Source organism: Planctobacterium sp. AWM4_229, from assembly GCF_056160305.1.
In genome coordinates, this window is sequence record NZ_JBSWWX010000006.1 from 276,367 (window position 1) to 288,987 (window position 12,621).

3 protein-coding genes are annotated in these 12,621 nt (G+C 44.6%); all 3 read left to right on the plus strand.

Annotated features, from left to right (window positions below; all coding sequences use genetic code 11):
• The first annotated feature begins 142 nt into the window (after window positions 1–142).
• The 3 genes from ACXAGP_RS15205 (at window position 143) to istA (ending at window position 12,578) form a co-directional block, all read left to right on the plus strand.
• The gene (locus ACXAGP_RS15205) at window positions 143–9,076 is read left to right on the plus strand and encodes a tandem-95 repeat protein (protein ID WP_475262411.1); all 8,934 of its coding nucleotides are present in this window, start codon (window positions 143–145) and stop codon (window positions 9,074–9,076) included.
• Window positions 9,076–9,666: a hypothetical protein gene (locus tag ACXAGP_RS15210; protein WP_475262412.1), complete on the plus strand. Its 591-nt coding sequence runs from the start codon at window positions 9,076–9,078 to the stop codon at window positions 9,664–9,666. The genes ACXAGP_RS15205 and ACXAGP_RS15210 overlap by 1 nt, the downstream gene beginning before the upstream one ends.
• Before the next feature lie 1,436 nt (window positions 9,667–11,102).
• A complete protein-coding gene (gene istA / locus ACXAGP_RS15215; RefSeq protein ID WP_475262413.1) occupies window positions 11,103–12,578 on the plus strand; it encodes an IS21 family transposase in 1,476 nt (491 codons plus the stop codon).
• Window positions 12,579–12,621: the final 43 nt, after the last annotated feature.

Consider the following 12,621-nt stretch of genomic DNA (forward strand, 5'->3'; position numbering starts at 1 on the left):
GGATGAATATCCTACTATTTTTGATAAATGATTGACCAAATCCACATATTTGCTTAGCATTCATCCTCGACTATTTGTAACTTTCTGTGAATGGCAGGGATAGCTTCTCCACTCACTCCTAAATTAAAAACCGGATCTTATTATGTCTCATCGCATAGCGTCCTTGTTGGCGGGCTTTGGCCTTTTGTTTAGCGTGTCTGTACAGGCCACTACTTATGTTCCCATTGTGGTGGGAGATATTACGGTGATTATTCCCATTGATGATCCGCCTGTGGCGCAGGGTGACAGCGCTATTGTTGATGAAGATACCCAAATTACCATTGACGTATTAGCCAATGATTCCGATGAGAATGTCGCGACGCTAGCTATTGAAATTACCGGGCAGAAGGAAAAGCAAGGTTTGTTCAGCACCCTGTCTGTGGTGGATAACCAGGTGGTTTATCAAGCTCCACAAGATTGGAATGGTGAAGATTGGTTTACCTACACCCTAACCGATGAGCATGACAATGTCTCTGAGGAAGTAACCGTAACAGTTGCAGTGAGCCCTGTTAATGATGCGCCAGTGGGAGTAACCGATGTCATTTCTATCGGCGAAGATGACTACATTGTTATTGATGTGTTGGCTAACGATTACGATGTTGACGGCGATACCTTGCGAATTGAGCGCGCTCTTGAAGGATATAGCAACATCGAAATCCATAGTGGTGCCACTAGAGTGGGTGTTAAAATTCTGCCTGGAGACTATGAAGATTTCACCGCAAGAATTGTTTATGACCTCACCGATGGCATAACGACTGTCGATGATGTTGAAATATTTCTGAAAATCCAGGCCACCAACTTTGCCCCTGTTGCCTATTCTGGCAACAGTACACTCGACGAAGACACTGTGCTTCGGCTAAATATTGCAGACTTAGGTGAAGATCCCGATGGCGACCCTATCACACTGGCAATCGACTCTGTGAGTCAGGGCACTGCAATTGTTGCAGCATCGGGCGACTATATCGAGTTTACCCCTATCGCCAATTTCTATGGCACAGCGCGACTGGTTTATACCTTGTCGGACGGCGTCAATACTACAACAGGCACCCATACTATCTCCGTACAATCGGTTAACGATGCGCCCGTTGCAGAGCCAGACAACGCCTATGTCTATGAAGATACTCAAACCCTCATTGATGTATTAGCCAACGATCATGATGCGGATGGGGATAGCTTGAGTATTGTTGCCAGTTCACTTAGTGCGACACATGGCACAGTCTCAGTGGAAGGTGATCAAATTTCTTATACTCCAGCCGCCGGATATAATGGTAACGATACCGTTACATATAACGTGACAGATGGCATGGAAACCGGTTTTCAAGCATCATTTGTTGACGTAACTGTTGTTGAAGTGAATGACGCGCCTGTGGCGGTATCCCGCCAAGTGCCCACTTCTGAAGATATTCCCGTTACCTTTGAGCTTACCGCAAACGATGAAGACAGTGCGTCTTTAAGCTTTACTGTGATTAGCGCTCCGACTCATGGACAATTGATCGGCACCACTCCAAACTTAACTTACACACCTGATTCGAATTTTAATGGGGTTGATTCACTGACCTTTGTTGCCAACGACGGATTAGAGGACTCAGGGCAAGCTACGGTTACCTTTAACGTGTCATCGGTTAATGACGCGCCAGTGGCGGTTTCCCGCCAGGTGCCTACTTCCGAAGGCATGTCAGTGGCCTTTGAGCTCACCGCAACCGATGTAGACAGCACATCTTTGAGCTTTACTGTGACTAGCGCTCCGACTCAGGGGCAATTGACCGGGACCGCTCCAAACTTAACCTATACCCCCAGTGAAAACTTTAACGGTATTGATTCACTTACATTTATCGCCAATGATGGATTAGAGGATTCCGCCCAAGCCACTATTACCTTAAATGTAGCCTCGGTTAACGACGTCCCGGTGTTCGATACCACCGTTATGCCTATATCCTCTTTGCAAATCGAACAGGCCTTTGCTTTTCAGCCAGAGGTTTCAGATGTAGATAACGATGAATTGACCTTTGCTATCACGAACCTACCGGATTGGATTGATTTTGATAGTGCGACAGGCGCATTGTCAGGAACGCCTTCGATACCCGATATTGGCAGTTATCAAAATATCCAAATTAGCGTAAATGATGGCAACGGCGGCAGTGACACTCTGCCCGCATTTGATATAGAGGTGCTAGCCGAGCTTGTCAGTGTCGAAATCACTAATCCGGCTGTCGATACAAGCCAGGATTACAGCGATATTGTGGTAGAGGCCAGTGTTTCTGATGAAGCCCAAACCCGTACGGTATTCTTCCAATTTAATGGTGGTGAATGGTTGGAAGACACCGATGGTGCGCCATGGGGGATGACGTTTAGCAACGTGATAGCTGGCACCAATACGGTGCAGGCAAAAGTGGAAAATTTATCTGGTGCAACTTCAGAATCAAGTGTCCGCTCGGTGTATTTAGAAGCGGACTTTTCCAAACGCGCTGGCACGGTGAATGATGCAACTTTAACCGCGGTAAACGAAACAACATCAACTTACTTCGGTGCAGTTGAAGGGAAGGGCGGCGTAAGTGGTGGCGCTGCTACCTATCAAATTCCCATTGTGGTCCCGCCTGGACGCAACAACATGACGCCTTCGGTGAGTGTTAACTACTCCAGTCGAGCTGGTGCCGGAGTACTAGGCGTAGGCTGGCAGCTGAGTGCTTTTGATACAATCTCTCGCTGTGGCGCAATTGCAGCAATAGACGGCTTTACTCGCAATGTAGCCTTCGATGCTAGCACCGATAAGCTCTGTTATGGTGGTGAAAGGTTGATTGTCGTTAGCGGTAATTATGGTACCGCAGGTGCTATATATCGCACCGAGATAGATCAATTTGCCCGCATCACACAAAGCAACGCAATCAATGCCAGTGATGCAAGTTTTACCGTAGAGCATAAAAACGGTTTAACCGAAACCTATGGCGGCACAACCGATTCGCGATTCGCGCCGGATGGTTCTGAAGTGCTTACCTGGGGATTGTCTAGTCGTTCAGATCAAAGTGGCAACCGCATTGAATACAATTATAGTACGGCGTATTCAAAGCAATTGTTAATTGAACAAATTGATTACACGTTACACGATGATTTGCCAGGTGCTGAAACTCGCAGTGTGCAGTTTTTCTATGACGATACCAGTGCTGCACAGGCCAGCTATGCCTACATTGCAGGCTTAAGAACGGAATCCAGTGCCAAGCTAACCCATATTAAAACCTATGTTGACACGGACTTGATACGTGACTATCAGTTTGGCTATGACTCGAGCACGAGCAACGGCCGATTGCTGTTAGATGATATTACCTTGTGTGTTGAAAATGGCAGTGTTTGTACCGCAACTACGGATGTTTCTACTTACAGTCCAGCACTAAGTTGGGACGCCTCTGAGCTCGTGGACATTGCCACCGACACATTGGAATTTGTTGAGCCGAGCCAATCCGGCAATCCCAACCGCTATCTATTGAAAGATATAGATGGAGACGGTTTGTCTGAAATGATAGCTATGCACTTCAATATCACTGCAGGCAGCGTACAGGGAGTCGAGGCGAAGGTATTAAAAATTGGCAGCGGTGGTAGTTATGTCGTCGAGGCCACCTTTAATGGCGATGAAGCCAGTGCCTTAATAAGCGGTGTAACCGGCGATTTGAACGAAGATGGTATTACTGATTTCATTGCTTATGAAAATAGCCAACTCGTAACGTATCAATATGACAATGCAACCCAGCAGCTAGACCACAGCAATTTAGGGCATGCGCTGTCGAGTGGTTACACCAATTTAAATTCCACCAATACTCAAGTGATGGACCTTGATGGCGATGGTTTACAAGATATTGTCCTGAGTAACTATTTGAATAGTGCTGGTGACAAAATCATTGCTTATTATCAGAGTAATATGGACTCGCAAGGAGATATTAGTTATACATTTCATAATATCTTGACGCTAGATTCAGGAACTGATGCCTTGAGCAACCTTACCGTTCATGAATCCTCCAGTTGGCAAGACATTAATGGTGATGGTATTCAGGACGCGGTGTTAAACTTTACCTTGAATAGTCAAACACGCCTCAATATTCGATTAGGGCAGGTAAACCAGGGCACATTCAGTTTAGGTGCTGCACTGAGCACAAGCACAACTAACCTCCCAGCGAACCCCTATTTAAACCAGTACACTTTCGCCGATCTCAATGGCGATGGATTGCGGGATTTTGTTATTGCCAGAGAAGGCAGTACTGAAGGCTCAGTTGATGGCTGGTATGTACAAATCAATACTGGTGATGGCAGTTTTGCCGACGAAGCATCACTGGGAACTGCGACTGGTCTTCATGCCTGGTCAGATCAAATTGAACGTCAAGAAGGTGATGATCTCGATGGATACAACCCTGAACATCGCTATCGCACACAAGCAATGTTTGGTGGTTTGGTCGTGGGCGACTTCGATGTCGATGGCCAGGATGAACTACTGGTGGCAACAGGTACGAATGATGACTATTGTGTTGTCATTGAAGGTGATAAAACCGGTACAAATGGTGAAAATCTAGGTGAATTGTTCATCGCCAGTTGCGGCGATCAAATCCATAAATCCAATCATATCAACACTGAAGACACCGGGACATCATCGCTAACCAACGCCAAGCTCAGCCACTACGACTTGCGTCGTTTTAACTGGACATTATTGGATTTCGAAGCGGGTAGCAGTTTAACGAGTCCAGTATTGCGCACTCAATACGACGATGTGGTAAGCGCGCCACTGGCGAATACTGCCTTTTATGATGGCGACACCTTGCAATCGTTAAACCTTAAAGACTTTAACAATGATGGCTATCTGGATTTCAGTTATCAAACCTTGACCGGCGGTACACTGACTGAAGCGGATTTTACCGTGGGTGGCAACTTTATCACCAACGGTGCCATCTCCGCGGTGTTTAACAGTAATGCGCCGCAAAATGGGGTTTATGTGCAAAGCAGCGCATTAAAAAATGTCGCTGATGGACGCCTGGTGGATATGGCGTGGAAAATCGACGATGGGATCGGCAATGTACATCAGTGGGAATACAGCAATATTTCTACGCCCACTGGTCCGAATGAGCCTGCACGCTATTATGTGCCCTCTGATCGCGATGCTCGCTATACCGGTGATTTCACTCGCGATTATTTCTACTTTACCTCCAGTATGCCAATGGTCACCACCTATAAAGCGCCCAATGGCAACGGCGCGCAAAATGACTATGAATACTATTATCGCGAAGCGGTATTTAATCGCAAAGGAAGAGGTTTCCAAGGGTTTCGCAGTATTCTGATTGATAACCCAGACGGTACCCGCAGTGAGACCGACTTCCATCAGGTATTTCCATTAACGGGAAAAATTGAGCAAAGTCGGATTTGTGAACAATCGCAAAGTATTGCTGATTGCACCAGTAATCCACTGAAAACCAATGAAATAAGCTACCACACTACGAATACTACTAGCAGCGGTACACTGTGGGTGATAGCTGATGAGGCGATCGAAACACAATATGCGTTGCATACTGATCGTGCGCAGATATTGCAAAAAACCACCACCGTGGACACCAGTTCGCTGAATAGCAATTATGGTCAGGTGAAGGACGTTACGGTATTGATTGATGATGGTTTTGGCACAACTGAAAATCACACAAATACCGTTTTTTACGCTAGCGATGAAGACAACTGGTGGATCAACAAAGTAGAGAAAGTGATCGTAACCAGCAGTGCCAGAAGTGGGGATCCAAGAGCTGTATACACGGCAAACAGCGCTTTAGATAGTCAAACTCAAATCGAAACCCTCTATACTTACACTGCGCAGCGACTACCGGATACCGTGATTGTAGATGTTAAAATCGGGGACGGGAAGACCACCACCACTGACAACGATTACACCACTGCAGGCGCGATTAACACTATTACCTTGCAGGCACAAGGAGAGTCCAGCGATAGAGTACAGCAGTTTTTTTATGACACGGACAGTGAATATTACTTTCCTGACCAAATAATAAATGCTGAAAACCACAGAACCACTATCGAAACAGATAAAGCCTATGGGCAACCAACGTTGCAGACCGATGTAAATGGGGTGGAGACTTCATACACTTATGATGGTTTTGGGCGTATCACATCCACCCAGACAGAGACTATGCCTGTCACTTACATCGCATATGTGGAATGCAGTGCCTGCGAGGGACAAAGTAGCGACTACATAACTCACTATATTGAAACCAAATCGGCAGGCTCACCTGCGATGAAAGTATACCGTGATAGCCTTGGTAGAGAGCGATTAAAAGAAATGCAGAATCGTTCCGGTGATGTCTTTACTCGTACATTATACGATGATCTAAATCGGGTTACCTTCCAGTCTCAACCCGCATTTAGTAGCAGCTCTAGTCATGGCACACACTTCTCAGACTTTGATGTGCTGGGTCGACCGCAGCAGAAAACGGTGAGTCAGGCCACAAGTATTCTGGAGATCAGCTATACCTATCACGCTGGAGGTGATGCTCATCGAACTAAGATCGAAGCCAATAGTCTTCCTGAAATGTATCGAACCCATAGTGGTACTGGACTATTGATTAAAACCACCGATGCAATAGGTGGAGAAACCCAATATGCCTATGATGGGCGCAATAACCCCATGGTTATTCGCGATGCCAATAATGTTGATATCACGGCCCAATACAATGCGTTATCGCAAAAGGTTAGTGTTGTCGACCCCAACCAAGGTACATCCGAGTATACCTATACCGGATTTGGGGAACTTTACACTCAAACGGATGCAAAAGGGCAAATCCGCCGTTGGGCCTATGATGGTTTGGGCAGACAATTGACTTTGCATTTAGATGGCGTCTTACAGTGGACTAACACTTATGATTCTGCCGACCGCGGTAATAGTTCAGAACACTGTTTGGGTATGGCGGCAAGTCAAACCGTAAACCGTAGCGGTGAGAATTTCAGCGAATCTTATGAGTATGACAGTTATTGTAGATTGCTAAAAACCCATACCAGTATTGACGGCAGTACCTATACCACCGAAACCCAATACGATGGTAACTACGGTCGTCCCAAAGCGATGGTTTACCCCACGAATTTGGTAGTTGGGTTTGAATATGATGCGCAGGGAATGCAAAGTCGTATATTTAATGCCGAGTCGGATTACACCTATCAACAGATCAGTGAGATGGACGCCTACAACAACTGGACACAGGCTACCTATGCGGGAGGCAATAGCAGTGTAGAGCGATTCTATTTTGCCAAAACAGGCCAGATGGAGTACTCCAGGTTCAGAGATGGTGGCTCTCTGAAACAAGAGGTGATTTATAGTTACGATAGCTTCGGCAACCTGGCAACCCAAACCGTTAACAGGCACGATGTTAGCATTGGATTGGTGGAAGAATCATATGATTATGACGATTTGCACCGATTGGAAACCGCTACCATTGCTGTTGATGGTACGGCATTACCTGCAATAAATTATGATTATGATGCAGTTGGAAATATCAAAAAGAAAACCGACTTCAGTACCGACAACGACAATGCTTATCAATATGGTAGTGCAGCGCGCAATTCCGGGAATGCCGGGCCTAATGCGGTTCGCACTGTAAGTTTGGGCAATGGTGCTGGCACTCGTACTTATGGTTACGATTTGAACGGCAACCTAACCAGTGATGGTTTGCGCACCATAACCTACAATGCCGATAATTTGCCCACCCAGATTGTGCTCAGTAGTGGCCGAATTAACCCGGTGCTGGATAGTGTGGACACCGCAGCGACCACGATACAGTTTGGTTATACGCCCGCACTGGTGCGTTATCGCCAGAATGTCGTGGGTAAACGGGACGTACATTATGTGGGTAAACACTACGAGAAAATATTCCACACTGGTGGCGAAGTAGAGCAGCGCTTCTATATCGGCGATGTGGCGATACTGACCGAAAAAGACGAAATGGTAAATATTGGTTTTACTCACAAAGACCGCCTCGGCTCCTCCATCGGTATATCCGATAACTTGGGCCGATTAAAGGAAGTTCATAGTTTTGACGCTTTCGGTAGGCCGCGCGGTGGTGAGTTCGATTATGGGGAAACCCAAATTTTCGATTCGGAATACACTAACCAAGGCTTTACCGGGCATGAGCAACTGAATGATGTGCAGCTCACCCATATGAATGGTCGGGTGTACGATTATAACCTTGGGCGGTTTTTGAGTGTTGATCCGTTTATACAAGGCTTTGGTGATAGCCAAGGGATAAACCCTTATTCCTATATTATGAATAATCCGCTGGCGGGGACTGATCCGAGTGGTTATAACATCGTCTGGTTCACCAATACTTATGTTGACTATATTGTTTGGAGAGAAGAAAACAAAGAACATAATCAACAAGTCTTTTTATCTATGCTTGACAGCATGGATCCTCGCCAGCAAATTATGGATATTGGTGAAGGTCTTTCTAGTAATGATCCATTAGAGCAGACAGCTGCAATTATGGAAATTGCTGCCTTAGCCAGTACTGCTTCACTGGCAGCTTCAATGAACAGGCATAGAGGAAATGGTGCTGATTCAAGAGTTAAAAACGACGCAAACAACTCAGCTGACATCGGTCAGCAAAGTTCAAAGGAAGAAACAGAGATCGGGGATTTCTTAGTGGGTGATAAACGTTCAGAAAGCAGGCAGCATGCGCAAGAAGCAAGTGAAGCTGGATGTTGCTTAACTGGTGTTTGGGACCCAGACGGAGCTGATGCTCGCAGAAGACAAAATTTGCGAGGTGTACCGACTGAGAAAGGAAAAGATCGGGATGAATTTCCACCAGCTTCGATAGAGTTGGATGACTCAAGCAAACAAAGCGTAAAGTTGATTGACTCTTCTGATAACAGAAGTAGTGGATCAGGTCTTCGTCACGAGATAAGGCAAAAAAATATACAACCGGGTGATAGGGTTAAGATAAAAGTACCTGCCGTTGCTAGGGTTAATGGTAGAATAGATAGTCGTAAACTTAGAAAATTAGAGGAACAAAAGTAGTGACAAACCTGAACAAACTGCTAAGCATTGCTAAAAACTTCTCTGATAAGCCGAATAGCCTGAAAATAGAAGATATTGATCATCTTTATAAAATAAACAATGGTTTCATTGCCTTTGAGGGTGCTCTTTTATGCTTTCCGGACTTCATGCTAGAAAACATTAATAATGATGAATGGAAGGACTGCTATGGCGAGTCAGTAAGTAAGACTGTTTTCTTTGCAGCAGATTTGTTCGGCCATATGTTTGGCGTGTTAGAAAAGAAAATTGTTAAGTTTAATCCGGAATCAGGCAGACTGGTTTTGCATTCAGATGACCTCGAAACTTGGGCTGCAAAAATTATCTCGGATTATGATTATGAAACAGGTTGGTCATTATCGAGAAGTTGGCAATTAGCTAACAAACCGCTAGATAAAATTGAAAGGCTAGTGCCACTCATTCCATTTTGTTTGGGTGGAGAATTTGCCGTTGAGAATCTAGTGAACTTAGATATTTATTCTGTGTTAAAACAATATTCAGGCCTTTATTCACAAGTAAAAAATATTGAGAAAGGACAGAAGGTTAAAGTTAATAATTGGCTTATATCGTCATAAATTTAATCAAGACTCTCGTCCTATTTTTGCAAAGAAAGCCCGATTCGTCGGGCTTTCTTTTGCCCACAAGTTTCAGCATTGGTAATTTGATAATAAAAGGGGTCATAATAAAAGGGGTCAGAGCCGTTTTATAATAAAAGGGGTCAGAGCCGTTTTAAATGGTCTATACTGAAAAGTATGGGCCATTTTAGTTTGTGGGGGAGGGTATCATGCCGAGAAAACCGCGCGCTTCAGCGGCAGGCGTGCCAGAACATGTAATCCAAAGAAAATAAAAGGGGTCAGAGCCGTTTTAAATGGTCTATACTGAAAGGTATGGGCCATTTTAGTTTGTGGGGGAGAACTAGAGTTAACGGGACACCCATCGAACTAGAGTTAACGGGACACCCATCGTACCTTCTGACAAATTTAACAGGACACCCATCATAAATTTTAAGAAACCCGCACTTGCTGCGGGTTCTTTTTTGCTTGATTTGTATTCGCAGTTTCACCAGCCGCATTTGCAGTCATGACCGGAAGGGATTTGCAGCGGCAACCAGCAGCGCTGGTAATTCAGGGCAGCGCCGCTACCTGGTGGTTCCGGTAAAAGTGCGAGAGGTTGCTGGTAAGAACTGCAAATCACCGCTGATAAACACTGCAATTGGTGCTGGTAAAACTGCAAATTAACTTTTTGGAGGTTGAGCTATTTCGAGATTGATTATCGTTGGCATGTGCCAACACATCTGGGGTTGAAGTGGAAACTGATAGTGTAAACGATATGGTTACTAATGTTGCAAAACATATCATAGAAGATATGCAACATAATAATGCCTTAAAAGTAGCAATAATGACCTTTCTGCCATATTAAATGGTCGCCAATTTTTTTTGCAAAATAGAGTGTTTTTTCTATATAAAACAACAAATAAAACAACATTGTTGCTCTGAAAAATACAAATATTTGTAAAACAACGGTCTGTTTTTAATACTCAGTCTATTCGCCTGTTTTTCACTTTTTGATGTACATTATTATATTGTATTTGTCCCTTAGCGGTGTACCTTCTCGCTAATCCCTTAAAAAACCAGCTTTTAATTCCCTCTCAACATTTACAACTCGCAATACTTAGGCTACTAATTAAGATTAGGTGTGTGTTTTATGAGCAAAAACGCATTATTAAAAACCATTTCTGAGGAGAAGGTTATGCGGCGCTGACGAATATCAATCATTTTCTGGCGAACAGAAACAAGAAAGCCGCCAATAATTTTCGAAATTACTCGCGGCTTCTTGTGGATTAGTCAATTGAGCCTGACTGTCTACAAGTATTGTTTCCAATTTCACCCTTGTCAAGCTTCTGTAGCTTTTTTGTGCAGACGGCGTGGTGAAGCTCGCCTTTTTATAAATCAAATGGCCACTTAAAAGTTGGTTAAGGGCTTTTTATGTCTTTAAAAAAGTGAGGGTTATTATGAAACTCAACATTGAAAGGGAGATGCTGCGGCTGCTGTGTAACTCAGAAAAAAACTGCTACCAAATCGCTGAGATTACAGGAAAGTCATGGCACACGGTAAAACGGTATCAGCAGTTATTGAAAGCATTAAAATTAGATTGGTCGCAGGTTAATCAAATGAACGACCAGAAATTAATTTTGACGTTTAAGTCTGGCGTTACAAGAGATGCAAGAAAGGCTTCTCCAGATTGGGCATATATACATTTTCTTAAACAGATTGAAAAACATCAAACCTTGAGGCAACTGCACTATGAGCATGAATTGATATATGGTGAAGATGCCCTCTCTTATTCTCAGTTTACGCACCACTATCGTGAATACGTTAAAAGCATTGATGTCAGTATGCGGCAAACGTGGCGCCCCGGTGAGGTATGTTTTGTAGATTTTGCGGGTAAACGCATCCCTTGGGTTGACAGTGAAACTGGGGAAGTGCACTACGCTGAAATCTTTGTTGGGGTGCTAGGATACTCGCAACTCACGTTTGCAATGGCACTACCCAGCCAAAAGATACCTGACTTTTTGGCAGGACACATTCACATGCTGAGCTATTTTGGTGGTGTTCCAGTAACAATAGTCCCCGATAATTTAAAGTCGGCTGTAACCAGGGCGGGACGATTCCCCATCATTAATCGTTCCTATCAGGAACTGGCAGACCATTTCGACTTTCTGATTGAGCCTGCACGTGTCAGACGGCCTAAGGATAAAGCCCTGGCTGAGATAGGAGTATTGCTGGTGACTCGCTGGATAACCGTTGTCTTGCGGCGTCGCAAATTTTTTAATGTTGAAGAAATCAATCAAGCTATCCAGCCACTGTTAGAGCACTTGAATCAACGGCCATTCAGACGTTATGAGGGATGTCGATTCTCGCGTTTTACCGAAGGAGAAGCTGATAAGCTCAAATCACTGCCTGCTTATAATTTTGCCGTAGGTCAATGGCAATGTGGTATCAAGGCAGACAAAGATCATCACGTTTACGTTGAGCACCACGCCTATTCTGTACCTTATCAATACGCCAATAAGACTATGGATGCCAAAATCATGGATGATACGGTAGAGATATATCACGAGAGGAGCATTGTAGCGATCCACTCGAGATCTGATGTCATTGGTGGAGCAACTACTGACGTTGAGCACCGTTCTATCGCTCATCGTAAGTTTGCTGAACAAACCCTGCATAAATTTGAGCAATGGGCGGAAGAAATTGGCGAGGCAACACTGCAACTTGTGCGGGCGCAATTTGACAACAAGCCTGTCTACTCTGTGTCTGCATCCAGAGCCTGCATTGAGTTAAAAAAACTTGCGAGTCGATACGGTAAACATCGTTTTAACAATGCAAGCCAGTGCGCTTTGAATATTGGCTCAACGACTCTCACCAGCGTGAAGTCTATTCTGGAGAGCCATATCGATGAAGCGGAGCAGAACTTACCTGAGTAGCGCAAACTACCGCTGCATCAAAATGTCCGTGGTGCTGACTACT